Here is a 25,328-nt window from a genome sequence, read left to right on the forward strand (position 1 = left end):
AGCCATGATCCCGCGCTACTCCCGACCTGAAATGGTCGCCATTTGGTCGCCCGAAACCAAGTTCCGTATCTGGTTCGAGATCGAGGCCCATGCCTGCACCGCGCTCGCCAATCTCGGCGTCATCCCGCAGGAATCCGCGCGCACCATCTGGGAAAAGGGTTCGGTCGCCGAATTCAACGTCGCCCGCATCGACGAGATCGAAGCCGTCACCAAGCACGACGTCATCGCCTTCCTGACGCACCTCGCGGAATTCATCGGCCCCGACAGCCGCTTCGTCCACCAGGGCATGACCTCTTCCGACGTGCTGGACACGACCTTCAACATCCAGCTGGTGCGCGCGGCCGACCTTCTGCTTGCCGATATGGACCGCGTTCTCGCAGCACTGAAGACCCGCGCCTTCGAGCACAAGGATACGGTCCGCATCGGCCGCAGCCACGGCATTCACGCCGAGCCGACGACGATGGGCCTGACCTTCGCGCGCTTCTACGCTGAAATGAAGCGCAACCGCGATCGCCTGATCGCCGCCCGCGCGGAAGTCGCGACCGGTGCGATCTCGGGCGCCGTCGGCACCTTCGCCAATATCGACCCGAGCGTCGAGGAATATGTCTGCGAACAGCTGGGCCTCGCTGCCGAGCCGATCTCCACCCAGGTCATCCCGCGCGACCGCCACGCGATGTTCTTCGCCACGCTCGGCGTCATCGCCTCGTCGATCGAAAACGTCGCCATCGAAATTCGCCACATGCAGCGCACCGAAGTGCTCGAAGCCGAAGAGTTCTTCTCTCCCGGCCAGAAGGGCTCGTCGGCCATGCCGCACAAGCGCAACCCGGTGCTCACTGAAAACCTGACGGGTCTAGCCCGCCTCGTGCGCATGTCCGTTGTTCCGGCCATGGAAAATGTGGCGCTCTGGCATGAGCGCGACATCAGCCATTCGAGCGTCGAGCGCGCCATCGGCCCCGACACCACGATCACGCTGGATTTCGCGCTGAACCGCCTGGCCGGCGTCATCGAGAAGCTGGTGATCTATCCTGAAAACATGCTGCGCAACATGAATCAGTTCAAGGGACTGGTCATGAGCCAGCGCGTCCTTCTGGCGCTCACCCAGGCCGGCGTTTCGCGCGAGGACAGCTACCGTCTGGTCCAGCGCAACGCCATGAAGGTCTGGGAAAAAGGCGCCGACTTCCTCGAGGAACTGCTTGCCGACGCCGAAGTGCGCGCCGCACTGTCGGAAGAGGAAATCCGCGAGAAGTTCGACCTCGGCTACCACACCAAGCACGTCGACACGATCTTCAATCGGGTCTTCGCCAACAGCTGATCGACCTGATCAACTCTTCTGCGGCGCCTTTCGGGGCGCCGTTTTTCGTTTGTCCTTCTGCGAACGCGCGGCATCGATCTTCTTGCGCACGGCGGTTGCCGTCTTCGTGGATTTCGGCGCGGCATCGGCCGCCGCCTGCTTCTGCGCCTGCCCGCCCTTCGCAGCCTTTGCCACCAGCCGGTCGAGATGCTTCAGGTCGTCCTCGTCGAGGTTTTCGATGCCGATGAACCGGTTCTCCGCATGGCTGGTCAGGATCAGTTCGTCGAGCTTCGCCTGGATGGCGCGCGTATCGCGCGTCTGCGCGTTCTGCAGCACGAACACCATGAGGAATGTGATGATCGTGGTGCCGGTGTTGATCACCAGCTGCCACGTCTCGGAATAGTCAAAGAACGGCCCCGTAACGGCCCAGAGGATCACCAGGATCAATGCGAGGACGAAGGTCACGGGCTTGCCTGCCCATTCCGACGTCTTCGCCGAAAAGCGCATGAAGATATGCTGCGTGTCTGCCATGTTTGCCTCCCTCAAAGCTTGCACCAGTCAAACTCCGCGGGAGGCATTGGGTTCCTGAGTGAACCAGATGGCGATCAAACGATCGGCGGCGCCACCAGCTTGCGATAGAGATGCCAGGTCGAATGGCCGAGGATCGGCATCACCAGCGCCAGCCCGACGAAGAGCGGGATGGTGGCGACGGCAAGCGACACCGCGACGATCAGGCCCCAGCACAGGACCGGAACCGGATTGGCGAACGTCGCCCGCAATGACGTCTCCATGGCCGCCACGAGGCCGATGTCGCGGTCGAGCAGGATCGGGAAGGTGACGACGGTCGTCGCCAGCACGATCAGCGCAAAGCCGAACCCGATCAGGTTCCCCCAGATGATCAGCTGCATGCCTTCTGTTGTGCCGAAGATCTCGGAGAAGAAGGCTGACATCGATCGCGGAAACACGTCGCTCAGCACATTGAGATAGAGCGTCTGCGCGGCCACCAACCAGACGACGAAGAAGGCAAACAGCATCAGCCCGCCGGTGACGATCGACGGAAAGGCCGGCGACCGCGTCACTTCCATTGCGTGCCGCCAGGAACTGTCCATGCCAGCCTCCCGCCGCCTGCTGATCTCATAGAGGCCGATGGCAGCCAAAGGCCCGATCAGCGCAAAACCTGCGATCAGTGGAAAGATCATCGGCAACAGGTTGGCGCTCGACGTGGCAACCGCGAGAAAAATGCCCGCGATCGGATACATCAGGCAGAGAAACACGTAATGCGATGGTTTTTCCCTGAAATCCGCCATCCCGAGCCGAATGGCGTCGAAGACGTCCGCAAGGCCAATTTTGTTGATGACCGGGCGCGAATAGACATCGTCCGCGCCGGACATGACGTGAAATGCCGTCATGGCTTTCTCCTCCTCAGCCATTGAGGCCGGCGGCGAAAGCATCGGCGGTGCCGACATCGAGCGCGACCGGCAGTGGCCTAACATAACAAAAATTGACCGAGCTGTCCTGCTTTCCCTTGACTTTATCGCCGCGCCTTCTCACATCGGCGGCACCATGAAAGCTTCAGACGCCGAAATCCTCATCATCCCCGGTTACACCAATTCCGGCCCCGACCACTGGCAGAGCCGCTGGGAGGCGAAACTCAGCACCGCGCGCCGCGTCGAACAGGCGGAGTGGTCCAAGCCCGTGCGCGAGGATTGGGCAGCGCGGATTGCCGAGGAAGTCAACAAGTCGACCCGTCCGGTGGTGCTTGTCGCCCACTCGCTGGGCGTGCCGTCGCTTCTGCATGCGATCCCGCAGTTCGAAAAGCCGGTCGCCGGCGCTTTTCTGGTCGCACCGCCTGATGTCACCAACCCCGACATCCGCCCGAAGCACCTGATGACCTTCGGCCCCTACCCGCGCGAGCCCTTGCCATTCCCGAGCGTCACGGTCGCCAGCCGCAACGATCCCTTCGGCACCTATGAGCATGCCGACGAGATCGCCGCAAGCTGGGGCTCGTTGCTGGTCGATGCGGGAGAGTCCGGCCACATTAACGCCGATTCCGGTCACGGCCCGTGGCCCGAGGGCACGATGGTCTTCGCGCAGTTCCTCAGCCGTCTCAAAGGCTAGGCCGCGCCCGCATTCCCACGCGGACAAAACTCAGTCGCCCTCGCCGCGCACGAAAAACACGCTCGCGAAACCGGCGAGCACGACGCATTGCATGATGAACATTGGCCAATCCTGAGCCATGGCTTTTCCTCCATACCCATCATATAGGGCGGAAAACACCGAACAGCTATTTTGCCGGCGTTGTGACGCCGTTGCAAATGACATCGACGCGATTGCTCCGCCGGATGCATGTGACCGAGAGCACGACTTTGGGAGCACTGGACAGCGCGATAAGTTTGCTCCGATATTAAGCTCGGCTTAATTTAATATAAGCAAATTGACACACGCCAGACGAGCGAGTGCGAGCATTGACGAAGAAGAGGCCTGATCAACCGATTGGTTCAAGCAAAAGCGGTGACAGCATCGCTTCAGCGACTGCTTCCGAACGCGAGACCGACGCGCTCGTCGAGCGAGAGAGCCGCTGGAACTACGCCCTAGTCGGCTCCGATCTCGGCGTGTGGGATCACAACCTCAAACTTGGAACGCGCTATTACTCCGAAACGTGGAAGACCATGCGCGGCATGGCGCCCGACGAAGAGGCGGATGGCGACTACGACGTCTGGATCGCGCTGATCCATCCCGACGACCGCGCCTTCGTCATCGAGGCGATCGACCGGCAGAATGCCGGAGACCCCAATTTCCGCGTCTTCGAATATCGCGAGCGACATAGGGACGGCCACTGGATCTGGATCGAATGCCGCGGCGCCTGTGTCGAATGGGACGAGAACGGCTTGCCCGCCCGCCTCGTCGGCACCGACACCGACATCACCGCCCGCAAGGAAGCGGAAGAGCGGCTGGCGCACATGTCGCGGCGGCTTGATCTTGCGCTCGACATTTCGGGGATCGGCGTGTTCGAATCCGATCTCGATGCCGGCACCGTCGAATGGGACGCGCGCCTCTTGTGGATCTACGGCATCACGAACCCGACACGCGCCTCGCTGGGCGACGTCTGGACCGAAACGCTGCATCCCGACGACCGTGACCGGGTGCAGGCGACAGTGGCTGAGAACATCGAACGCCAGTCGGGCTTTCAGCACGAATTCAGGATCATCCGCGGCGACGGCGCGGAGCGCGTCATCCGCGCCAAGGCCGCCTTCTTTATCGACGGCAACGGCCACCGCAAGCTGATCGGCGCCAATTGGGACGTGACCGAGGAAGTGGCGCTCAACGCCGAGCTCCAGCGCGCCAAGGACCTCGCCGAGGCCCACAACCGCGAACTCGAGGCGGCCAAGGAGAGCATCGAACACCTCGCCCTTCATGACTTCTTGACCGGGCTGCCGAACCGCCGCTATCTCGACCGCAAGCTGGAAGAATATTCGACGAGAGCAAGCACTTCCGACGATACGCTCGCCGTGCTGCACATCGACCTCGACCGCTTCAAGCAGATCAACGACACGCTCGGCCACCGCGCCGGCGACGCCATGCTGAAGCACGCAGCCTCAGTGCTGACCGAGACCGTTCGCCCGGGCGACTTCGTGGCCCGCATCGGCGGCGACGAATTCGTGGTGCTCTGCGCGCTCGATGTCACGCCGAAGAAGATCTCCAACATGGCCGAGCGCATCGTGCGCGAGCTCAGCCGTCCGATCCGCTACGAGCATCACGAGTGCCGCTTCGGCGCCAGCGTCGGCATCGCGACCGACAGCGGCCCGATGCTCGATGGCAAGCAGCTCCTGCTCAACGCCGACATCGCGCTCTATCGCGCCAAGAGCGGCGGCCGAAACCGGCACGAATTCTTCTCCAAGGACGCCCGCCGCCAGGTGATCGCCAGCAAGCGATTGGCCGACGATATCCTGATCGGCCTCGAGCGGCGCGAATTCGTGCCCTTCTATCAGCCGCAGTTCGATGCCCGCACGCTCGACGTGACCGGCGTCGAAACGCTCGCCCGTTGGCAACACCGCGAACACGGCCTGCTGGCCCCCGATCGCTTCCTCGATATCGCCGAGGACATCAACGTCGTGGCGACCATCGACGGCGTCATTCTCGAGCAGGCGCTTGTCGATCGCGCCGCCTGGGAGAGCGAGGGCATCGTCATTCCGAAGATCGCGGTCAATGTCTCCTCCCGGAGACTTGACGACCCGGCGCTCGGCAAGAAGCTGCGGGCGCTGAAGATCGTGCCCGGAACCATCGCCTTCGAGCTTCTGGAATCCATTTCGCTCGATGATTGCGACGACGCCGTCATCGCCAATCTCCGCCAGTTCCGCCGCCTCGGCATCGACATCGAGATCGACGATTTCGGCACCGGCCACGCCTCGATCGTCAGCCTGCTTAGGCTTAGCCCGAAGACGCTGAAAATCGACCGAGAACTGATCCGCATGCTGCCGACCTCGTCGGAACAGCGCAAGCTCGTCCGCTCGATCATCGAGATCGGCCGCTCCCTGAGCATTCTGGTGACCGCCGAAGGTGTCGAGACCATGGAGCACGCCCGTATCCTGGGCGACCTCGGCTGCGACGTGCTGCAGGGCTATGCGCTGGCCCGCCCGATGCCGGCAATGCAGATCCCCTCCTTCGTGCGCGCCGCCAGCTGGCGCCAGGCGGCATCTGCCGCCCATACGCCGACGCCACGCAAGCCGAGCAAGGCCACCGCCTCCAAATAAAACACTGCACAACCCCGGCATAAACCTGAGGTCGTTTTGTTAAGCCGGGAAACGGGGTAGAATACATTTCTTAGACATTCGATTCTCGCATCGGTGCTCCGGAAGACCGGAATCCGGGGAAGGAGTGACAGGCGGATTGTGAAACCCTCGCTTTTCCTTTATGGGGACGCCACGAGATCGATCCACTCGCGCTAATCCCAAGAGCGCCAACGACAAGAGAACAATCGCAATGAACCGTCGCCGCCGTATTTACGAGGGCAAGGCCAAGATTCTGTATGAGGGACCCGAGCCAGGCACGCTGATCCAGTTCTTCAAGGACGACGCCACCGCCTTCAACAAGAAGAAGCACGAAGTCATCGATGGCAAGGGCGTTCTGAACAACCGCATCTGCGAGTTCATCTTCAACCATCTGAACAAGATCGGCATTCCCACGCACTTCATCCGCCGCCTCAACATGCGCGAGCAGTTGATCCGCGAAGTCGAGATGATCCCGCTTGAGATCGTCGTGCGCAATGTCGCCGCCGGCTCGCTGGCCAAGCGCCTGGGCATCGAGGAAGGCGTGGTCCTGCCGCGCTCGATCATCGAGTTCTACTACAAGTCGGACGCGCTCGAGGACCCGATGGTCTCCGAAGAGCACATCACCGCCTTCGGCTGGGCCAACCCCGCCGAGCTCGACGACATCATGGCGCTGGCGATCCGCGTCAACGACTTCATGACCGGCCTGTTCCTGGGCGTCGGCATCCAGCTCGTCGACTTCAAGATCGAATGCGGCCGCCTCTATGAAGGCGACATGATGCGCATCATCCTCGCCGACGAAATCTCGCCGGACAGCTGCCGTCTCTGGGACATCGACACCCAGGAAAAGATGGACAAGGACCGCTTCCGTCGCGACATGGGTGGCCTTCTCGAAGCCTATTCGGAAGTGGCACGCCGCCTCGGCATCATCAACGAAAACGAACCTGTGCGCGGCACCGGTCCGGTTCTCGTCAAGTAACATAACGGCTAAGCAAGACATTCGCTAAAAAGGCAGGGAAGACAAAGTGATCAAGGCTCGTGTAACCGTCACGCTGAAAAACGGCGTTCTCGATCCGCAGGGCAAGGCCATCGAAGGCGCGCTCGGCGCTCTCGGCTTCGACGGCGTCGGCCATGTCCGCCAGGGCAAGGTGTTCGACGTCGAAGTCGAAGGCACCGACAAGGCCAAGGCCGAAGGCGACATCAAGGCCATGTGCGAAAAACTCCTCGCCAACACCGTTATCGAGAACTATACTATTTCTCTCGACTAACGGTTGCGGAGATTGTCCGATGGCTGAAGTGACACAAGAATTTATGTTTGAGTTCTTTAAGCGCATTCAGGCCGAAATTTCGGGGCTGAAACACACTCAGAACGAAATGAGAAGCGAGTTGAACTCCATGCGAGGAATACTCGTTTCAGTGAATCAGGACATCCACAACATCTACAGCGTGCTCGACCGTCACGACCAACGCCTAGAACGCATCGAAAACCGTCTCGAACTTCGAGAACTCGCAGAAGCACAAGCAAGGTTTGAACCACACCCATGAAATCCGCCGTCGTTCAGCTTCCGGGCCTCAATCGCGATCGTGACATGATCGCCGCTCTCACCAAGATCTCCGGCCAGGCGCCGGTGACGATCTGGCAGACGGAGACCGATATCCCTGATGTCGATCTGATCGTCATTCCGGGTGGGTTCTCCTATGGCGACTATCTGCGCTGCGGCGCGATCGCAGCGCGCATGCCGGTCATGCAGGCGATCATCGAGAAGGCCAACAAGGGCGTGAAGGTTCTGGGCGTCTGCAACGGCTTCCAGATCCTGGTCGAATCCGGCCTGCTTCCCGGCGCGCTGATGCGCAATTCCTCGCTGAAGTTCGTCTGCCGCGAGATCAAGCTCGAAGTGGCGAATGCCGAGACGGATTTCACCCGCGCCTATGCCAAGGGCCAGGTCATCCGTTGCCCGGTCGCCCACCACGACGGCAACTATTTCGCCGATGCCGAAACGCTGGCGAAGATCGAAGGCAATGGCCAGGTGATCTTCCGTTACGCCGAGGGCACCAACCCGAACGGCTCGCTGAACGACATCGCAGCCGTCATGAACGAGGGCGGCAACGTGCTCGGCATGATGCCGCATCCGGAAAACCTGATCGAAGCAGCCCATGGCGGCTCCGACGGCCGGGCGTTGTTCGCTTCCGCGCTCGACGTAATCGCTGCTTAACCTTAAACGGATATGAGGCCATTCATCCGGTCCACTGGAGCAAGATCGATGCGCCCTCACCTGCCCCTGACACATGTCCTCGCCATTGCCGCGACCGCGGCACTGGTTGCGTCGTGCCAATCCAAGACACCGGCGCCCAGCCAGGACCGCAGCGCGCTGTCGACCATGGAACGCGTGGCGGTAGCGGCCAACAATTGCTGGTTCAAGTCGGGCGACGCGACATTTGCCGCCTACAAGCTGGCACCGGAACTCAACTCCTTCTCCGGGCGCCCGCGCATTCTCGTCGTCCACAAGGGCAGCCCGGAAAGCCGGCCACTGCTGGTCGTCCAGGCGGAAGGCAACCCTTCCAAGCTCGACGCCTTCGGCCCGATGATGGATAGTCCGGCACGCCCGCGGATCGCCGGCGACGTCACGCGCTGGGCCGGCGGTAACAAGAGCTGCAGCTAAGCCAGCATTAGGCGCCCAGAGCCTCAATCCCAGAAGAACGACTTGCCGACTTCCTTGGCGGCATCGGCCCTGCTGATGCCGATATCGAGGAGTTCCGTATCCGTCAGATCCCTGAGCACGCGCCGGCTGGCCCGCTTCTGCTGCCAGAGCGCGACCTTGTCCCAAACGCGACCAAGAGCGGCCCACACATCGTGCCGGTCAAACCTCGGCGTATCACGGAATTGTTCCGCTCGATGTACCCGATTGTCTCTCCTGAAGTCAGGCGCTACTGACATGTCACTATCCGATCGCTTGTATGCGTCCACCCTGATAGACTTGACAGGACAAGGGTGACAATCTAGGAAATTGTCATCATGACAAATTGGCTCCCTGATCTCTCGCGCGGTTCCGGCCCAGTCTATCTGCGGCTCGCGGACAATATCGAATCCGCCATTGCCAGCGGCGCCCTGCCCGCAGGCAGCAAGCTGCCGCCGCAGCGCAATCTCGCTTACGATATCGGCGTGACAATCGGCACAAGCGGCCGCGCCTACGCGCTGGTGCACGAGCGCGGCCTGGTGGCGGGCGAAGTTGGGCGCGGGACTTACGTGCTGGACCGGGCGGAGACGGCACCGGGTAACCAGCCCGATCCGCTGACGATTGCGCTCGGCGGCACCAGGACAATCGACGCTCCATCGGGAAAGATCCGCTTCGACACGACGGCGGCTCCCGATCTTGGCCAGGGAAAAGCCATCGGCCGCATCCTTGCCGATATCGGCGAGCAGCAGCTTGCCGAAATCTCCTCCTATTCGCGCGTCTTCCCGAAGAACTGGTATGAGGCGGGGCGCCGTTGGCTGTCGCGCAACGACTGGGCGCCCGACACCGAAAACATCGTGCCCACGCTCGGCGCGCACGCGGCCGCCATCGCGGTCATCTCGGCCATATCCTCGCCCGGTGACAAGATCGTCTTCGAGAACCTCAGCTATACGCAGGTGAGCCGCAGCGCCCGCATCCTTGGTCGGCGGACCATCACCGTCGATTCCGACGAGCATGGCGTCATTCCCGATGATTTCGAGCGCCTCTGCTCGCAGCAGCACCCTAAGCTCGCCTTCCTGATGCCGACGGCCCACAACCCGACTCTATCAACCATGCCGCATGAGCGGCGCGCCAAGATCGCCGAAATCGCGCGAAGACACGGGGTTTGGCTCATCGAGGACGATCTCTACGGCGGCATGACCGGCGACGAAAAACCGTTGCTCGCCTCGCTGGCGCCCGATCGCACCTTCCTGATCAGCGGTCTCTCGAAATCGGTGGCCGCCGGCATCCGTGGCGGCTGGGTCGCCTGCCCGCCGCATTTCGCCCAGCGCATCAAGGTCACCCACAAGATGATCACCGGCGGCCTGCCCTTCATTCTGGCCGAAGCCTGCGCCCGGCTTGTCGAGAGCGGCGAGGCGCATGATATCCGCGAGGCCTGCATCACCGAGCTTTCAGGGCGCGAGCGACTGGCGCGCGAGACGCTGCAGGGCTTCGACTTCGTCTCGCACCCGCATGTGCCGTTCATCTGGCTGAAGCTTCCCGATCCCTGGCTCTCGGGCACCTTCAAGAACGCCGCCTTCCGCGACGGCGTGCTTCTTGACGACGAGGACGAGTTCAAGGCGGCGCGCACCGACAAGGTCTATCACCGCGTGCGCATCAGCTTCTCCTCCCCCAAGGATAGAGGGGAAATGGTTGCAGGTTTGATGACAGTTCGACGCCTGCTTGAAAGTGGCGGCGCCGGATACGACGGAGAGGTCTAAAGCTGTTGCAGATCAGCCGCACCCGTTAAAATCTAGGGCTTTCAGCGCCTGTCTGCTTTACCGAATCGATTTGCATGCTACCAATTAGGGTGAGGACGGCGATCTGCGCCGGCACCAAAGGCGGCGCATGATAATGAACAGCATGGCATCGGCATCGACCGGTCGCGGACTACTTCTCGCGGCTCTCCTTGCAAACATCTCGCTCCTGCCGGTCTCGGCCCATGCGGATGAAAAGATCTTCGACGAATTGCGCTTTGGCGCCTCGGCGTCGATACAGGGCGGCCACAGCCACGAAGATGGCGTCTTCCCCGAAGTCACGGTCTTCTTCGACCCGTTCGGCCAGGATACGGCAACGGACTGGAAGCAGACGCTGGCGCGTCCGCGCCTGAACCTCGGCACCTCGATCGGCACCTCGGGCGAAGCGACGCAGATCTTTGGCGGCTTGGCCTGGACCGTGAACTTCAATGAGAAGGTCTTCGCCGAAGCCGGTTTCGGTGGCGTCTGGCACAATGGCGATCTCGATAACAGCGCCGATGGTCCCGATCTCGGCTGTCGTTTCCTCTTCCACGAATATGTCGGTGCTGGTTATCGCTTCGACGCGCACTGGAATGTCATGGCGCAAGTCGCCCATTCCTCGCACGCCAATCTCTGCGATGGGCCGAACAACGGCATGACACGCGCCGGCATCCAGGTCGGCTACAAGTTCTAAACTTCCCGATATTGCACTTCGAAGCCCGCTCTCTGTGAACAGCGGGCTTTTTTCTGTCGCGCGCCGCACCCACTTAGGCTAAAGACACCGAAATCGCGCAACGGCAGGGACTTCGCAGAGCTCATGACCATTTCCAATACCCGCCCGATCACTCCAGAATTGATCGCCGCCCACGGCTTGAAGCCGGACGAATACCAGCGGATTCTGGATCTGATCGGCAGGGAGCCGACCTTCACCGAGCTCGGCATCTTCTCGGCCATGTGGAACGAGCACTGCTCCTACAAATCCTCCAAGAAGTGGCTCCGCACGCTTCCCACCAAGGGTCCGCGCGTTATCCAGGGCCCAGGCGAAAACGCCGGCGTCGTTGATATCGATGACGGCGACGTCGTCGTCTTCAAGATGGAGAGCCACAACCACCCGTCCTACATCGAGCCCTATCAGGGCGCCGCGACCGGCGTCGGCGGCATTCTGCGCGACGTCTTCACCATGGGCGCCCGCCCGATCGCCGCCATGAACGCGCTGCGTTTCGGCTCGCCTGATCATCCGAAGACGAAGCACCTCGTGTCCGGCGTCGTCTCCGGCGTTGGCGGCTACGGCAATTCCTTCGGCGTTCCGACGGTCGGCGGCGAAGTCGAGTTCAACGCGCGCTACAACGGCAACATCCTGGTCAACGCATTCGCGGCCGGCCTTGCCAAGTCCGACGGCATCTTCCTCTCCGAAGCCAAGGGCGTCGGCCTTCCCGTCGTCTATCTTGGCGCCAAGACCGGCCGTGATGGCGTCGGCGGCGCGACCATGGCATCGGCCGAATTCGACGAATCGATCGAAGAAAAGCGCCCGACCGTTCAGGTCGGCGACCCCTTCACCGAAAAGTGCCTGCTCGAAGCGTGCCTTGAGCTGATGCAGACGGGCGCCGTCATCGCCATCCAGGACATGGGTGCGGCCGGCCTCACCTGTTCGGCTGTCGAAATGGGCGCCAAGGGCGACCTCGGCATCCTGCTCGACCTCGACACCGTTCCGGTGCGCGAGGACCAGATGACCGCTTACGAGATGATGCTGTCGGAAAGCCAGGAGCGCATGCTCATGGTTCTCGAGCCTGCCAAGGAAGAAGTCGCCAAGGCAATCTTCGTCAAGTGGGGCCTCGATTTCGCGATCGTCGGCAAGACCACCGACGACCTGCGCTTCCGCGTCATGCACCAGGGCGTTGAAGTCGCCGACCTGCCGATCAAGGATCTCGGCGATCAGGCACCGGAATATGACCGCCCCTGGCGCGAGGCCGACAAGCGCGCACCGCTCCCTGCCAATCTGGTGGCAGCCCCCGAGGATTACGGCCAGACGCTGCTCCAGCTCGTAGGCTCGCCGAACGAGTCCAGCCGCCGCTGGGTCTACGAACAGTATGACACGCTGATCCAGGGCAACTCGCTGCAGCTGCCGGGCGGCGATGCCGGCGTCGTGCGCGTCGACACGCATCCGACCAAGGCGCTTGCCTTCTCCTCCGACGTGACGCCGCGCTATGTCGAGGCCGATCCGTTCGAGGGCGGCAAGCAGGCTGTGGCCGAATGCTGGCGCAACATCACCGCAACAGGCGCCGAGCCCCTGGCCGCGACCGACAACCTCAACTTCGGCAACCCGGAAAAGCCCGAGATCATGGGCCAGTTGGTGCAGGCCGTGAAGGGCATCGGCGAAGCCTGCCGCGCGCTCGATTTCCCGATCGTCTCCGGCAACGTCTCGCTCTATAACGAAACCAACGGCGTCGCGATCCTTCCCACCCCCACCATCGCCGGCGTCGGCCTGCTTGGTGATTGGAAGAAGATGGCGCGCATCGGCAGCGCATCCGATGGTGACAAGGTCATCATGATCGGCACCGATGGCAGCCACCTCGGCTCGTCCATCTATCTCCGCGATATTCTCGGCAGCACCGACGGCCCGCCGCCGGAAGTCGATCTCTTCGCCGAACGCCGCAACGGCAACTTCGTCCGGTCCGTCATTCGCAACGGCCAGGCAACCGCCTGCCACGACATTTCCTCGGGCGGTCTCGCGCTTGCTCTGGCGGAAATGGCGATGTCCTCGGGCAAGGGCCTGAAGATCAGCCTCAGCGAAGGCCGCGGCGAAACCCACGGGCTTCTCTTCGGTGAAGACCAGGCGCGCTACGTGCTGACCGTACCGGCCGATGTCGCCAGCTTCGTCTGCGCCAACGCCGAAGGTACGGGCGTTCCGTTCCGCCGGCTCGGCACGGTCGAGGGCGACGCGCTTGTCGTCGACGATCTGCTGTCGCTGCCGATTCAGCAATTGCGCCACGCCCATGAATCATGGTTCCCTGAGTTCATGGATGGCAGCGGCACGCTCGCTGCCGCGGAATGATGCGCAAGGAGTAATCGACCATGGCCATGAAACCCGGTGACATCGAAGACATGATCAAGGCCGGCATCCCCGGCGCAAAGGTGGTCATCCGTGATCTGGCCGGCGACGGCGATCACTACGCCGCCGAAGTCGTAGCCGAAGCCTTCCGCGGCAAGAGCCGCGTGCAGCAGCACAAGATGGTTTACGACGCGCTGAAGGGCAACATGGGCGGCGTCCTGCACGCGCTGGCGCTGCAGACCTCGGCGCCGGAATAAGGCCTGCCGTCATAGCCTGTTAAAAAATGCCCGGTTCCGCCGGGCATTTTTGTTTCTCATTCTTCCGTGAACGCGTGCCGTCAATTCAATCGTCCCTCGACTGCCTACGGCGGCGCGTCTCCACTCTCGACTCCACATCCCAATCGTCTTCAATCGGCCAATCGCCGGTCGCTCGCCACGCTTTGTCGGCGCCGCGCGGCTGAAACGAGACGATCCGGATGACATCTATGATCAGACGATAGACTTCGCTACACATGGTCTTTCCTCGCGGGTTTGATCGCGATGGCCATTGAATTCCGGTTGCCCAAGGTCTTCAAACGAGCTTATCGTCCACTTCGCATGACTTGAGGTTATCCATGAAACGTGGTCGCTTACCTTTGACCGCCCTACGCAGTTTCGAGGTCGCGGCGCGTCTGCGGAGTTTCACCCGGGCTGCCGATGAGCTGCTGATTTCTCAGTCCGCGGTTAGCCGGCAGGTGCGCGAACTGGAGCGGCAGCTTGGCCAGCCGCTGTTCGAGCGGCGTCACCGTATGGTCGCTCTCACCGGCTCGGGCGAGACGTTGCTGGCCGTCCTTACGGCGAGTTTCGATGCGATCGGCACATCTCTCGACCGCCTGAAGGCCAGCAAGCCCGCCTCTTCATTATCGATCAGCGTCGAACCGTCCTTCGCGGCGGGCTGGCTGGCGCCGCGCCTGGCCTCATTTAGTCGCTTGCAACCCGATATCGACCTGCTGCTTGACGTGGACCCGCGCCCGGTCGAATTCAGGGCCGGCCGTGTGGAGATCGCCGTTCGCCACAGCGCGACGAGAACGGAGTGGCCGAGGGTGGAATGCCAATGGCTCGCCGACGTGACAATGATCCCCGTGATCGCGCCCGATTTGCTGAGTGCGCGCGCCCCCGTGACCAAGCCGAAGGATCTGCTGCAACTCCCGTTGCTTCATGAAGACAATCGAGACCTTTGGCATCGCTGGTTTACGGCCGCCGGTGCACAGGCCGGCGAAACGCGCGGCTCGGTCTATCCCGATGGCGCGCTCATCCTGCAAGCGACGCTGCGCGGAGAGGGTATCGCATTGATGGACAGGATGTTTATCCGCGATGAACTCATGGCGGGAGAACTTGTGCAGCTCTTCGATACCACCATTCCGCATGGCGCATACTGGCTTGTCGCCAGGAGTTTCGATGATCTCTCGCCTCAGGCCTCTGTCTTCGTGGATTGGCTTAAAACCTCCGTAAATTCTCAGGAGGCTTCAAAAGGCGATGGCCAGGCGTAACGCTTCGGCAACAGCGGGAACATCAGACCGATAGGGCCCTCCTTTTTTTGTTCCCACCTGCTGGAATTCCGGTCGTCACATGCTATCTAAGCTTAACGATTGAAACGGCGGGCCTTTAACTCGCCTGTTGAAAGGATTAAGTCCCATGAGCGGCATCAACGAATTCATCGACAACGAAATCAAGACCAACGACGTCGTCCTCTTCATGAAGGGCACGCCGCAGTTTCCCCAGTGTGGTTTCTCCGGCCAGGTCGTGCAGATTCTCGATTACATCGGCGTCGACTACAAGAGCGTCAACGTGCTCGCTGATTCGGAAATCCGCCAGGGCATCAAGGATTACTCCAACTGGCCAACCATTCCCCAGCTCTACGTCAAGGGTGAATTCATCGGCGGCTGCGACATCGTCAAGGAAATGTTCCAGGCTGGCGAATTGCAGCAGCACTTCCAGGAAAACGGCGTAACCGTTCGCGGCGCTGCTTGACCTGACCGGTCACCGGGCGTCCGCCCGGTTTCCATTTCTGTATTTTGAGTCCGAGGCGCTGTGCTGAACAGCGCCTTGGCCTGTTTTTGGGAATTACATTGTGACAGATTCATCACAAGCCGCGCACGTGGGCCGCATCCCCATGCGCAAGGGTGAGTTCATCGCGCTTGCCGCCTTCCTGATGGCGATCAACTCGCTGGCGATCGACATCATGCTGCCTGCGCTGCAGCAGATCGGCGCCAGCCTGAACGTCGAAAGCGAAAACCATCGCCAATTCGTCGTCTCCAGCTACCTTCTCGGCTTCGGTTTTGCCCAGCTCATCTATGGCCCGCTGTCCGATCGCTTCGGTCGCCGCCTCCCCCTGCTGGCCGGCATCGGCATCTACATCTGTTCCTCCCTCGGCAGCGCGCTGATTCCCACCTTCGAAGGCCTGCTGATCCTGCGCTTCGTACAGGGTCTCGGCTCCGCAGCCACCCGCGTCATCACCATCTCGATCGTTCGCGATATCTATGGCGGCCGACAGATGGCCGAGGTCATGTCGCTGATCATGATGGTCTTCATGATCGTTCCCGTCATCGCGCCGGGCAGCGGCCAGATCATCATGCTGTTCGGCAGTTGGCACCTGATCTTCCTGTTCATCGCCGTCATGGCGGCCATCATTGCCGGCTGGGCTTATATCCGCCTGCCCGAGACGCTGCGCCCGGAAAACGTTCGTCCCTTCACCGCGAAATCGGTGCTGGGCGGCTTCAAGCTCGTTCTGACGAACCGCATCGCGCTCTGCTACACGATCGCCAGCACCTTCATATTCGGCTCGCTGTTCGGCTTCATCAACTCGGCGCAGCAGATCTATGTCGGCATCTATGGCCTCGGCGTCTATTTCCCCTTCGCCTTTGCCGGCGTCGCGGTCTTCATGTCGATGTCGTCGTTCCTGAACTCGCGCCTCGTCGGCAAGTTCGGCATGCGCCGCCTGTCGCATGGCGCGTTGCTTGGCTTCATCACCATCAACACCATCTGGCTGCTTGCCCTGGTGTTCGGGCCGCACCCGATGCCGTTCTTCCTGTTCATCGGCTTCTTCGGCCTGGCGATGTTCCAGTTCGGCTGGATCGGCTCGAACTTCAATTCGCTGGCCATGGAGCCGCTCGGCCACGTCGCCGGCACCGCCTCCTCGGTCCTCGGTTTCATGAGCACCGTCGGCGGCGCGCTGATCGGCGCCGGCATCGGCCAGGCCTTCAACGGCACCGCACTTCCCATGGTCGCTGGTTATTTCACCGTCTCGATCATCGGCCTCGTCTTTGTGCTGATCGCCGAGAAGGGAAAGCTCTTCCAGCCGCATAATCCGGCTGTTTGAGCAAGCATGCGACGATTGAGACAAATCTATATTTCAGGACAATCACATGACGCCGCCCCATAAGCCGCATACCGAAAACCAGGGGTCCAGCCGTATCGGCATGGGCTTCCTCGAATTCGTGATCACCATCGCCATCATGACGGCAAGCGTCGCCATGGCGATCGACAGCATGCTGCCTGCCCTGCCCGCCATGGGCCATGCGCTTAATGTCGCCAACGCCAACGACGCGCAGCTCGTCATCGGCGTCTTCTTCCTCGGCTTCGGCGTATCGCAGATCATCTTCGGCAGCCTGTCGGACACGTTCGGCCGCCGCAACATCATGCTCGGTGGCCTCGCGGTCTATGTGCTCGCGATGTTCGGTGCCGCTGCCACCGGCAGCTTCGAGATGCTGTTGGTCATGCGCTTCATCCAGGGCCTCGGCGGCGCGGCCGTGCGCATCACCACCATGGCCGTCGTCCGCGATTGCTTCGGTGGACGCGAAATGGCACGCGTCATGTCCTATGTCATGATCGTCTTCATGATCGTGCCGATCGTCGCTCCCTCCGTCGGCCAGTTGATCATCACCTATGCCAACTGGCACTGGATCTTCATCCTGCTCGGCATCGTCGGCGCCATCCTGTTCATCTGGGCATCACTGCGCCTGAAGGAATCGCTGCCGCGCGAAGAGCGCATTCCGCTCTCCTTCGGCAACATCGTCGATGGCTTCAAGACGGTTCTGACCAACAAGATCACCTGCGGCTACATGATCGGGCTGACGATGTTCACCGCCGTCATCAGCGCCTACGTGATCTCCGTTCAGCAGGTCTTCGGCGAGGTCTACGGCCTTGGCGACTGGCTTCCCATCGCCTTTGCGGCGACCGCCGGCGGCATCGCGGTCGCCAACTTCGCCAACGGCTTCTTCGTGCGCAAGTTCGGCATGCGCCGCATCTCGCACGTCGCGATGATCCTCTTCACCATCATCTCGGCGATCGGCTTCTTCAAGGCGCTCGGCGGCACGCCAAGCTTCACGCTGGCCTATACGCTGTTCACGATCCTGTTGATGATGTTCGCAGTGATCGCCACCAACTTCACGGCGATCAGCCTGGAGCCGATGGGCAATCTCGCCGGTACAGCCACCTCGATCACCGGCTTCGTCTCGACCACCTTCGGCGCCATCCTCGGCGGCGCGGTCGGCCAGCTGTTCAACGGCACCGTGCAGCCGCTCTTCGGCGGCTTCGCACTGTTCGGCCTTATCAGCATCGCAGCCACGCTCTGGGCCGAAGGCGGCAAGCTCTTCACCCACCCGGGCGACGATCCGCAACTCGATCCGGGCGCGGGACATTTCTAAAACACGAAGCCCGCCGATTTGGCGGGCTTCTTTTATTCTAAACCGTAAACACCTCGCGCCGAAGCAGCTCCCAGCTCTCCTTGTCCGGCGCGATCAGCAGGCCGCCGTCGACATGCTCGGGCAGATAGGCCGAACCGTCGAAGCGCGCCGCGTAGCCTCCGGCTTCGACGCAGGCGAGCGTGCCGCCGAGGTGATCCCAGGGCATCAGCTTGTTGTACATGAGGTAATGCACATGGCCGCCGGCAAACGCCCGGTGTTCGTGTGCGGCGCAGCGGTAGTTGCAGATGAAGCGGACCTTGGCGAGATTGGCGAGCACCTCGGCGCGTTTGGCTGGCGCCAGAAAGCCCGTCGAGGCCATGCCGACCATTTGCTCGAGCGCTACGGGCGCGGTTGTACGAAGGCGCTGCGTATCGCCATCGGGACGCTTCAGCCATGTGCCGGCGCCCTTCTCCGCGATGACCCAGTCGTCGCCCATCGGATCGTAGATGATGCCGGCGATGCATTCGCCGTTCGCGACTACCGAGGCCATGACGCCGAAGGCGGGAATGCCCGAGGCGAAATTGAAGGTGCCGTCGACGGGGTCGACGATGATCGACAGCGACGCATCCTTCAGCTTGCCAAGCAGTGCCGGATCGGCCGCGACGGATTCCTCACCGATGAACAGCGCCTCCGGCCACAGCGTGGCAACTTCGGCCTTGATCATGCGCTCGGCTTCAAGATCGGCTTCCGTCACCAGATCGGTCGCTTCGGTCTTGGCGCGCACATCGTCGCTGCCGAGCCGGCGGAAGCGCGGCAATATTTCCGCCTTCGCTGCTCGCCGCAAGAGATCGGCAAGCGTGGTGACATCTATCGTGGAAACCATGGTCAATCCTTCCTGGCGCTGTGACATGCCGAAAGACTATGCCGCATTTTTGCGACAACGGCATGTGTCAAAACAAGAACTTAAGCGCGCACGGAAGTTCACTTTTCCGGCGCGGCATCGCCCGCCATCAGGCCGGCGAAGTCAAAAAGCTTGGGGTCGAGCAGATGCGACGGGTTCACATGCGAGAGCGCCCGCAGCATCGTGTCCTTGCGGCCCGGCATGCGGCGCTCGATATCGGCGAGCATGTCCTTCATGGCATTGCGCTGTAGTCCGTCCTGCGAACCGCAGAGATCGCAGGGGATGATCGGAAACTGCATGGCGGCGGCGAATTTCGCCATTTCGTCCTCGGCGCAATAGGCCAGTGGACGCAGCACCATCAGATCGCCCTCGTCGTTCAGGAGCTTTGCCGGCATCGAGGCCAGGCGGCCGCCGTGGAAGAAGTTCATGAAGAAGGTTTCGAGAATATCCTCGCGGTGATGGCCGAGCACCAGCGCGTCGCAGCCTTCCTCGCGGGCGATGCGATAGAGGTTGCCGCGGCGCAGGCGCGAACAGAGCGAGCAATAGGTGCCGCCGGCCGGGACCTTCTCCTTCACGATGGAGTAGGTGTCGCGATACTCGATGCGGTGCTTGACGCCAATCTTCGCCAGATACTCCGGCAGGATATGCTTCGGAAAGTTCGGCTGGCCCTGGTCAAGATTGCAGGCGACGAGTTCGACCGGCAGGAGGCCGCGCCATTGCAGGTCGAGCAGCAGCGCCAGCAGGCCGTAAGAGTCCTTCCCACCGGAAAGCCCGATCAGCCAGCGCTTCTGGCCCTTGAGCATGCCGAAATCGTCGAAGGCCTGCCGCACCTGGCGCAGCAGCCGCTTGCGCAGCTTGTTGAACGAGACGGAGCTTGGCGCATCGGCAAACAGCGCATGCGCGATCGCGCCGTCTGTCTCAGGCGTTTCAAGCTCATCTCCGATGCTTGGCGCTATATTGGCTGCGATATTCATTGTCTCATCCGTTCAGGCCCCAGGTCAAAACCAAACCCCGTCTAGCAGAAAGCCGCGCCACAACCCAGCATCAATCGCCGAAAACCGACCATCCGGTGCGTGCCGCCAGCATTTCCAGCGCAACGGCGCCAAGCTGCGAATTGCCGACCTTGTTCAGCCCAGGCGACCAGACCGCGATCGAGGCGATACCCGGCGCCACCGCGAAGATGCCGCCGCCGACGCCGCTCTTGCCGGGAAGACCGACGTGATAGGCGAAATCGCCGGATCCGTCATAATGGCCGCAGGTCAGCATCAGCGCGTTGATGCGGCGCGCGCGCTTGGGCGAGACCACCGAATGGCCGGTCATCGGATTCGCGCCACGGGCTGCGAGGAAGAGACCGGCGCGCGCCAGCTGCTCGCAGGTCATCGAAAGCGCGCACTGGTGGAAATAAACGCCGAGCACATGCTCGACCGGATGATCGATGTTCTTGTAGGCGCGCATGAAATTGGCCAACGCGAAATTGCGATAGCCCGTCTGCGTCTCGGATTTGGCGACCTTGTCGTCGATCGTCACCGTCTCGTCATCGGCCAGATAGCGCACGAAGCGCAGGACTTCGCCGATCGCCTCGCGCGGCTCGTGTCCGGCAAGCACCACGTCGGCCACGGCAATCGCGCCGGCATTGATGAAGGGATTGCGAGGGATGCCCGCTTCCTGCTCGAGCTGGACGATCGAATTGAAGGAATTGCCTGAAGGCTCGCGCCCGACGCGCTTCCACAGCCCCTCACCAACCTTGCCGAGCGCCAGCGTCAGCATGAAGACCTTGGAGATACTCTGGATCGAGAAGGGTACGGCCGCATCGCCGACGCTATAGACCTTGCCATCCACAGTGACGACCGAAAGCCCGAACTGCGCGGGATCGATCTTGGCAAGCTCAGGAATATAATCCGCGACCTTGCCCTCGCCGATGCGCGGCTGGAGTTCGGTATAGATACTGTCGAGGACTGCCTGCAAATCCGTCATCACGACCCCTCTCAAGATAACAAAAAAGCCGCCCCGAGAGGCGGCTTTTCCGTATGCGAAAACGCCTCGCGCTAATTAACGCGAATAGAATTCGACCACCAGGTGCGGTTCCATGACAACAGCGTACGGTACGTCGCTGAGAGCCGGTACACGAGCGAAGGTAGCGACCATCTTGTTGTGGTCGACTTCGATGTACTCAGGAACGTCGCGTTCAGCCAGGCTGATAGCTTCGAGAACCGAAACCAGCTGCTTGGACTTCTGACGAACTTCGATGACGTCGCCGGCCTTGCAACGGTAGGAACCGATGTTGACGCGAACGCCGTTCACGGTCACGTGGCCGTGGTTGACGAACTGACGTGCAGCGAAGACGGTCGGAACGAACTTGGCGCGATAAACGATCGCATCCAGGCGGGATTCCAACAGACCGATGAGGTTTTCAGAAGTGTCGCCCTTGCGGCGAGCTGCTTCGGCGAAGATCGCGCGGAACTGCTTCTCGCGCAGGTCACCGTAGTAACCCTTGAGCTTCTGCTTGGCGCGCAGCTGCACACCGAAGTCCGAGAGCTTGCCCTTGCGGCGCTGGCCGTGCTGGCCCGGGCCGTATTCGCGGCGGTTCACCGGGGACTTAGGACGGCCCCAGATGTTTTCGCCCATACGGCGGTCAATTTTGTACTTGGACGATTCGCGCTTGCTCATCGTATTTCCTTTCAGAATGTTACGGCGGTCTGTTTCCAAACCGCTCGAAGGAAACACGCCCTCCTTTGGCCTCTTTGAGGGAGGCCCGACAGGATTTTCCAGTTACGCGAACTGGAAACTCCACGGGACATGTCAAATGAAACACGGGACATTGCTGCCCCGTGCTGGCGCGGTCTTTAGGGTGAAGTCACTGGAATGTCAATCACAATCCATGGCCGCACCGGCAAAACCGTATGATCCCAAGCAAGCCGGAACGGATTGCTTCCAAGAAAGCCGGAGCGGCTTGCTTCCATGAAAGCCGGAGCGGCTTACTTCATGGCGGCCTTCTGGGCTTTCAGGCCGAGTGCATCGCTGATCGTGTAGAACAGGTCGGTCTGGTCGGTCAAACCGCTGACGTTGGCCGCACGCGGACCGTAGGCTGCGATACGCAGCTGCGAACCGGTGTGGCCCTGGTCATCGACTTCGTCCGAGTTGCCATAGCTGACAGCCATCACGGCGCCATCCTTGGTCATCAGCGCTTCCGTCAGGCCGGGAGCCTTGGCGCTGGCGTCGATGATCTGGCTGGCATGGGCGTGGTCGGCGGTGACGATCACGAGCGTATCGCCCTTCTGCTCCGCGAACTTCAGCGCTTCCTGAACGGCTTCGTCGAGATCGACGGTCTCGCCGATCTGGCCGCAAGGGTTGGCCGCATGGTCCTGCTTGTCGATCGAGGCGCCCTCGACCTGCAGGAAGAATCCCTTCTCGTTGGTGCTGAGGAGCTCGATCGCCTTAGACGTCATCTGCGCGAGCGTCGGCGTGGCAGCCGTGCGCTTCTCGTTCGGCTTGCAGACGACGGGCTCCTTCTCGACATTGCCGTAGTGGCTCGCCTGCGGGCCCTGCCAGCGGATCGGCATGTTGCCCTCCGCGAAGAGACCGAGAACGGGTGCGCTGTCATTGGCCTGCTTGACGGCGGCAAGCTCATCGGCGTTGGTGACGATCTTGTAGCCGCGTTCTTCGGCCTGCTGGCGCAGCGTCTTGCCCTTCCACTCGCCGGCCTTTGCCATCTCGCCGAAGCTCTTGGCGCCGCCGCCGAGCGTAACGTCGGCGCGGGCATTGATCAGCTGCTCGGTGATCGAGCCCTTGCCGCCGTTCTCGAGCGCGTTGCTGACGCACTTCTCGGTGGTTGCTTCCGGACCATAGCACTTGCGCTGCGTGACATGAGCGATCTGCACGGCAGGCGTTGCGTCCTGCAGCTCGGCAGTCGAGACGTTGCCTGTCGCAAGACCGGCGGCCTTCGCCTTCTCCAGCAGCGTCTCGTGCGCCTCTTCGCGGATATCGACGCCGATAGCGCCGTTGTAGCTCTTCACGCCGGTTGCCCAGGCGGTGCCCGATGCGGCCGAGTCCGTCACATAGGTCGGCTTGCCGGTCTTCTTGTCGAGCGAATAGTGCGTGTACTGGCCGGTGACGGGCAGAGCGTCGATGCCCTTGAAATACTGGCCGGCACCGACGGCGTAGTTGCGGGCGATGGTGATTTCGGAATCACCCATGCCATCACCGATCAGGAGGATGACGTTCTTCGGGCGGCCGTCGACGATCGCAGCACGGTAAGCCTCGGTGATGTCGCCGGAGATGCGGCGCGCGCCGCCGGGCGTGCTCAGGTCCTCGCTAGCGCCGCGCTCCATGAGCTTGGTCGCAGCCGCATCGGCGGCATGAACAGGCTGGATGGCAACGGTGGCAAGCAGCGCTGCTGCAAATGCGGTGATCGCACGGGTGGAATTCGACATGGCCAACATCTCCTCTGGGCAAAAGGTCTAAATACGCCCGCGTGGGGCATGCGGGGTTATCCACCCCTGAGATGAACAGCACGTGACAGGATCAACCCTATCGTGTACCGAAATGCCGATACACGACAAAAAACCGCAAGGCGGTTTTTATCTCAAAATGTGAATATGGAAGCGGACCGCTTTTATTCAGCAGCCGACTGCACGCCATCGACATCAGGCGCATTGGCATCGCCCGGCGCCGTCTGGCAGTTGATGTCGGGGAAGGCGACAATGCGCTTGCCGGAGAAATCGGTATGGACCACAACGGTCCCCTGCTCTTCGAAATAACCGAGGAGACGGCGAGCGCGGCGTGCAGAATGCGTGCCATAGGCGCGCGCGATGCGTGCGTCCGACGGGCACGGCTCACCGCAGACGGCGGCCTTTGCGAGCATCAGGAAGACACCCTGCAGATCATCCGTCACGCTTGACGACAGCGACAGCGCCGTCGCCCATGCTTCCGTCCCGGCCGTCTCCGGATCGACGCCCGAGCGCGATACGGCGACGCGGCGGCGGAATTCCGGCAGCGACATCGGCGATCCCGGCACGCGGCGCATGCGAAGGCGCACGAGGAACTCCTGATAAAGCACCGAATCCGTGCGGAAACCCGAACCCGGATCGTCGAGGATCTCGCTCAACACGGCCGAGACACGCTCCTCGCGGTCTTCCGCCGACATTTCCGGCTGGCTCACGCGGCCTTCGGCCGGCTGCGGCGCGGTGGCGGCGGGTGCGGAGCGCGAAAGCTCGGCCAGGATATCCGTGGTCGGGCGTGGCGCGGGTGCTGCGCGGCGCACGATCGGCCGCTGGAATTCTTCCGGATCCGGCGTGAAGATCAGGTCTTCGACGTCCTGAGGAGAGTCCGGCAGCGGCATCAGCTTCGGGCTCGACGAACGCGCCGAGGTCTCCACATTACCGATCTGGATCGGCAGCGGGCGACGCGACAGGGCCGGACCGAGTGCCACGAAATTACCGCGCTTCAGATCGCGGAACATTTCCGCCTGGCGACGGTCCATGCCGAGCAGATCGGCGGCGCGCGCCATGTCGATATCGAGGAAGGTGCGGCCCATCAGGAAGTTGGAGGCTTCGGCGGCGACGTTCTTGGCAAGCTTGGCCAGACGCTGCGTGGCGATGACGCCGGCCAGACCGCGCTTACGGCCACGGCACATCAGGTTCGTCATCGCGCCGAGCGACATCTTGCGCGCATCGTCGGAGACTTCGCCGGCGACCGACGGCGCAAACATCTGCGCTTCGTCGACAACGACGAGCACCGGATACCAGAATTCGCGATCAGCATCGAACATGCCGTTCAGGAAAGCCGCTGCCGCGCGCATCTGCTGCTCGATCTCCAGCCCTTCGAGCGTGAGCACGCAGGAGACGCGGTGCTGGCGAATACGATTCGCAATGCCCGCAAGCTCCGCCTCCGTGCGCTCGCCATCGACGACCACGTGGCCGAACTTGTCGCTCAACGTGACGAAATCGCCCTCGGGATCGATGATGACCTGCTGCACCCACGGCGCGGATTGCTCGAGCAGGCGCCGCAACAGGTGCGACTTTCCGGAGCCGGAATTGCCCTGAACAAGGAGACGGGTCGCCAGCAGCTCCTCGATATCGAGCGTGGCCGGATTGCCTCCCGACGCCGATCCCATATCGATACCAACCTGCAAGTCCCATTCCCCTTCTGAAATCAACGCCACTCTTTAGCAGATTCGCGGCGGAATGCTCGGCCTACGGAACAAAACCCACAA

25 protein-coding genes are annotated in these 25,328 nt (G+C 61.9%); 16 read left to right on the plus strand and 9 right to left on the minus strand.

Going from position 1 to position 25,328, the window contains the following annotated elements:
- The first annotated feature begins 4 nt into the window (after nt 1–4).
- Nucleotides 5–1,312, plus strand: a complete 1,308-nt coding sequence (purB, locus tag ACODTZ_RS21360; RefSeq protein ID WP_209190589.1) for an adenylosuccinate lyase — start codon at nt 5–7, stop codon at nt 1,310–1,312.
- A 9-nt stretch (nt 1,313–1,321) separates the two neighbouring features.
- Here the strand turns inward: purB and ACODTZ_RS21365 are convergent, their stop codons facing one another.
- Both ACODTZ_RS21365 and ACODTZ_RS21370 read right to left on the minus strand, forming a co-directional pair.
- Nucleotides 1,322–1,822 (minus strand): low affinity iron permease family protein, encoded by a 501-nt coding sequence (locus ACODTZ_RS21365; RefSeq protein ID WP_489027868.1) that lies wholly within the window; start codon nt 1,820–1,822, stop codon nt 1,322–1,324.
- A 74-nt stretch (nt 1,823–1,896) separates the two neighbouring features.
- The gene (locus tag ACODTZ_RS21370) at nt 1,897–2,700 is read right to left on the minus strand and encodes a DUF2189 domain-containing protein (RefSeq protein WP_047512162.1); all 804 of its coding nucleotides are present in this window, start codon (nt 2,698–2,700) and stop codon (nt 1,897–1,899) included.
- Between the two features lie 154 nt (nt 2,701–2,854).
- Between ACODTZ_RS21370 and ACODTZ_RS21375 the strand changes: the two genes are divergently transcribed.
- The 7 genes from ACODTZ_RS21375 (at nt 2,855) to ACODTZ_RS21405 (ending at nt 8,717) form a co-directional block, all read left to right on the plus strand.
- Entirely contained in the window at nt 2,855–3,409 is a 555-nt protein-coding gene (locus ACODTZ_RS21375) for an RBBP9/YdeN family alpha/beta hydrolase (RefSeq protein ID WP_026283685.1), read from the plus strand.
- Between the two features lie 401 nt (nt 3,410–3,810).
- Complete coding sequence (locus tag ACODTZ_RS21380; protein WP_489028087.1) at nt 3,811–6,042, plus strand: putative bifunctional diguanylate cyclase/phosphodiesterase; 2,232 nt, start codon at nt 3,811–3,813, stop codon at nt 6,040–6,042.
- A gap of 229 nt (nt 6,043–6,271) precedes the next feature.
- A complete protein-coding gene (gene purC, locus ACODTZ_RS21385) occupies nt 6,272–7,036 on the plus strand; it encodes a phosphoribosylaminoimidazolesuccinocarboxamide synthase (protein ID WP_018902208.1) in 765 nt (254 codons plus the stop codon).
- A gap of 46 nt (nt 7,037–7,082) precedes the next feature.
- The gene (purS, locus tag ACODTZ_RS21390; protein WP_018902207.1) at nt 7,083–7,325 is read left to right on the plus strand and encodes a phosphoribosylformylglycinamidine synthase subunit PurS; all 243 of its coding nucleotides are present in this window, start codon (nt 7,083–7,085) and stop codon (nt 7,323–7,325) included.
- Between the two features lie 19 nt (nt 7,326–7,344).
- Nucleotides 7,345–7,602: a hypothetical protein gene (locus ACODTZ_RS21395; RefSeq protein WP_112983316.1), complete on the plus strand. Its 258-nt coding sequence runs from the start codon at nt 7,345–7,347 to the stop codon at nt 7,600–7,602.
- On the plus strand, nt 7,599–8,270 hold the full coding sequence (gene purQ / locus ACODTZ_RS21400; protein ID WP_489027872.1) for a phosphoribosylformylglycinamidine synthase subunit PurQ: 672 nt from the start codon (nt 7,599–7,601) through the stop codon (nt 8,268–8,270). The genes ACODTZ_RS21395 and purQ overlap by 4 nt, the downstream gene beginning before the upstream one ends.
- A 48-nt stretch (nt 8,271–8,318) precedes the next feature.
- Nucleotides 8,319–8,717, plus strand: a complete 399-nt coding sequence (locus ACODTZ_RS21405) for a hypothetical protein (RefSeq protein WP_018902204.1) — start codon at nt 8,319–8,321, stop codon at nt 8,715–8,717.
- A gap of 23 nt (nt 8,718–8,740) precedes the next feature.
- Here ACODTZ_RS21405 and ACODTZ_RS21410 read toward each other — a convergent pair whose 3' ends face one another.
- Entirely contained in the window at nt 8,741–8,992 is a 252-nt protein-coding gene (locus ACODTZ_RS21410) for a DUF1127 domain-containing protein (protein WP_489027874.1), read from the minus strand.
- Nucleotides 8,993–9,070: 78 nt separating this feature from the next.
- On the opposite strand from ACODTZ_RS21410, the gene ACODTZ_RS21415 reads away from it, so the two are divergent.
- The 8 genes from ACODTZ_RS21415 (at nt 9,071) to ACODTZ_RS21450 (ending at nt 18,237) form a co-directional block, all read left to right on the plus strand.
- The gene (locus tag ACODTZ_RS21415; protein ID WP_489027876.1) at nt 9,071–10,489 is read left to right on the plus strand and encodes an aminotransferase-like domain-containing protein; all 1,419 of its coding nucleotides are present in this window, start codon (nt 9,071–9,073) and stop codon (nt 10,487–10,489) included.
- Nucleotides 10,490–10,631: 142 nt separating this feature from the next.
- Nucleotides 10,632–11,198, plus strand: coding sequence for an acyloxyacyl hydrolase (locus tag ACODTZ_RS21420; RefSeq protein WP_018902201.1), 567 nt, complete (start codon nt 10,632–10,634; stop codon nt 11,196–11,198).
- Nucleotides 11,199–11,321: 123 nt separating this feature from the next.
- Nucleotides 11,322–13,556 carry a phosphoribosylformylglycinamidine synthase subunit PurL gene (purL, locus tag ACODTZ_RS21425; RefSeq protein ID WP_489027878.1) on the plus strand — a complete coding sequence of 745 codons (2,235 nt, stop codon included), beginning with the start codon at nt 11,322–11,324 and terminating at the stop codon, nt 13,554–13,556.
- Nucleotides 13,557–13,576: 20 nt separating this feature from the next.
- Nucleotides 13,577–13,810 carry a BolA/IbaG family iron-sulfur metabolism protein gene (locus tag ACODTZ_RS21430; protein ID WP_018902199.1) on the plus strand — a complete coding sequence of 78 codons (234 nt, stop codon included), beginning with the start codon at nt 13,577–13,579 and terminating at the stop codon, nt 13,808–13,810.
- 356 nt (nt 13,811–14,166) lie between these two features.
- Nucleotides 14,167–15,081, plus strand: a complete 915-nt coding sequence (locus tag ACODTZ_RS21435; RefSeq protein WP_489027880.1) for a LysR substrate-binding domain-containing protein — start codon at nt 14,167–14,169, stop codon at nt 15,079–15,081.
- Nucleotides 15,082–15,226: 145 nt separating this feature from the next.
- Nucleotides 15,227–15,562 (plus strand): Grx4 family monothiol glutaredoxin, encoded by a 336-nt coding sequence (gene grxD, locus ACODTZ_RS21440; RefSeq protein WP_018902196.1) that lies wholly within the window; start codon nt 15,227–15,229, stop codon nt 15,560–15,562.
- Nucleotides 15,563–15,704: 142 nt separating this feature from the next.
- Entirely contained in the window at nt 15,705–16,910 is a 1,206-nt protein-coding gene (locus ACODTZ_RS21445; RefSeq protein ID WP_489028089.1) for a multidrug effflux MFS transporter, read from the plus strand.
- A gap of 46 nt (nt 16,911–16,956) precedes the next feature.
- Entirely contained in the window at nt 16,957–18,237 is a 1,281-nt protein-coding gene (locus ACODTZ_RS21450; RefSeq protein ID WP_489027883.1) for a multidrug effflux MFS transporter, read from the plus strand.
- Between the two features lie 37 nt (nt 18,238–18,274).
- On the opposite strand, the gene ACODTZ_RS21455 is transcribed toward ACODTZ_RS21450, so the two are convergent.
- From ACODTZ_RS21455 to ACODTZ_RS21480, 6 genes are all read right to left on the minus strand, one after another.
- Nucleotides 18,275–19,099: an inositol monophosphatase family protein gene (locus ACODTZ_RS21455; RefSeq protein WP_489027885.1), complete on the minus strand. Its 825-nt coding sequence runs from the start codon at nt 19,097–19,099 to the stop codon at nt 18,275–18,277.
- 98 nt (nt 19,100–19,197) lie between these two features.
- Nucleotides 19,198–20,091, minus strand: a complete 894-nt coding sequence (ttcA, locus tag ACODTZ_RS21460) for a tRNA 2-thiocytidine(32) synthetase TtcA (protein ID WP_489027887.1) — start codon at nt 20,089–20,091, stop codon at nt 19,198–19,200.
- A 70-nt stretch (nt 20,092–20,161) separates the two neighbouring features.
- Entirely contained in the window at nt 20,162–21,091 is a 930-nt protein-coding gene (locus ACODTZ_RS21465; RefSeq protein WP_209233586.1) for a glutaminase, read from the minus strand.
- A 75-nt stretch (nt 21,092–21,166) separates the two neighbouring features.
- Nucleotides 21,167–21,784, minus strand: a complete 618-nt coding sequence (gene rpsD, locus ACODTZ_RS21470) for a 30S ribosomal protein S4 (RefSeq protein ID WP_018902188.1) — start codon at nt 21,782–21,784, stop codon at nt 21,167–21,169.
- Nucleotides 21,785–22,092: 308 nt separating this feature from the next.
- Entirely contained in the window at nt 22,093–23,547 is a 1,455-nt protein-coding gene (gene phoA, locus ACODTZ_RS21475) for an alkaline phosphatase (protein WP_489027889.1), read from the minus strand.
- Between the two features lie 182 nt (nt 23,548–23,729).
- Complete coding sequence (locus ACODTZ_RS21480; RefSeq protein WP_489027891.1) at nt 23,730–25,247, minus strand: helicase HerA domain-containing protein; 1,518 nt, start codon at nt 25,245–25,247, stop codon at nt 23,730–23,732.
- Between the last annotated feature and the right edge of the window lie 81 nt (nt 25,248–25,328).

Source organism: Rhizobium sp. FG113 (assembly GCF_057809895.1).

Bases quoted from the DNA above. Each gene is read 5' to 3' on its own strand.
- purL (WP_489027878.1), top strand. From the start codon at position 11,322: ATGACCATTTCCAATACCCGCCCGATCACTCCAGAATTGATCGCCGCC.
- ACODTZ_RS21370 (WP_047512162.1), bottom strand. From the start codon at position 2,700: ATGACGGCATTTCACGTCATGTCCGGCGCGGACGATGTCTATTCGCGC.
- ACODTZ_RS21465 (WP_209233586.1), bottom strand. From the start codon at position 21,091: ATGACGGATTTGCAGGCAGTCCTCGACAGTATCTATACCGAACTCCAG.
- rpsD (WP_018902188.1), bottom strand. From the start codon at position 21,784: ATGAGCAAGCGCGAATCGTCCAAGTACAAAATTGACCGCCGTATGGGC.
- purQ (WP_489027872.1), top strand. From the start codon at position 7,599: ATGAAATCCGCCGTCGTTCAGCTTCCGGGCCTCAATCGCGATCGTGAC.
- ACODTZ_RS21420 (WP_018902201.1), top strand. From the start codon at position 10,632: ATGGCATCGGCATCGACCGGTCGCGGACTACTTCTCGCGGCTCTCCTT.
- ACODTZ_RS21405 (WP_018902204.1), top strand. From the start codon at position 8,319: ATGCGCCCTCACCTGCCCCTGACACATGTCCTCGCCATTGCCGCGACC.
- ttcA (WP_489027887.1), bottom strand. From the start codon at position 20,091: ATGAATATCGCAGCCAATATAGCGCCAAGCATCGGAGATGAGCTTGAA.
- ACODTZ_RS21445 (WP_489028089.1), top strand. From the start codon at position 15,705: ATGCGCAAGGGTGAGTTCATCGCGCTTGCCGCCTTCCTGATGGCGATC.
- ACODTZ_RS21415 (WP_489027876.1), top strand. From the start codon at position 9,071: ATGACAAATTGGCTCCCTGATCTCTCGCGCGGTTCCGGCCCAGTCTAT.
- grxD (WP_018902196.1), top strand. From the start codon at position 15,227: ATGAGCGGCATCAACGAATTCATCGACAACGAAATCAAGACCAACGAC.
- phoA (WP_489027889.1), bottom strand. From the start codon at position 23,547: ATGTCGAATTCCACCCGTGCGATCACCGCATTTGCAGCAGCGCTGCTT.
- purB (WP_209190589.1), top strand. From the start codon at position 5: ATGATCCCGCGCTACTCCCGACCTGAAATGGTCGCCATTTGGTCGCCC.
- ACODTZ_RS21375 (WP_026283685.1), top strand. From the start codon at position 2,855: ATGAAAGCTTCAGACGCCGAAATCCTCATCATCCCCGGTTACACCAAT.
- purC (WP_018902208.1), top strand. From the start codon at position 6,272: ATGAACCGTCGCCGCCGTATTTACGAGGGCAAGGCCAAGATTCTGTAT.
- ACODTZ_RS21430 (WP_018902199.1), top strand. From the start codon at position 13,577: ATGGCCATGAAACCCGGTGACATCGAAGACATGATCAAGGCCGGCATC.
- ACODTZ_RS21395 (WP_112983316.1), top strand. From the start codon at position 7,345: ATGGCTGAAGTGACACAAGAATTTATGTTTGAGTTCTTTAAGCGCATT.
- ACODTZ_RS21435 (WP_489027880.1), top strand. From the start codon at position 14,167: ATGAAACGTGGTCGCTTACCTTTGACCGCCCTACGCAGTTTCGAGGTC.
- ACODTZ_RS21365 (WP_489027868.1), bottom strand. From the start codon at position 1,822: ATGGCAGACACGCAGCATATCTTCATGCGCTTTTCGGCGAAGACGTCG.
- ACODTZ_RS21450 (WP_489027883.1), top strand. From the start codon at position 16,957: ATGACGCCGCCCCATAAGCCGCATACCGAAAACCAGGGGTCCAGCCGT.
- ACODTZ_RS21410 (WP_489027874.1), bottom strand. From the start codon at position 8,992: ATGTCAGTAGCGCCTGACTTCAGGAGAGACAATCGGGTACATCGAGCG.
- ACODTZ_RS21455 (WP_489027885.1), bottom strand. From the start codon at position 19,099: ATGGTTTCCACGATAGATGTCACCACGCTTGCCGATCTCTTGCGGCGA.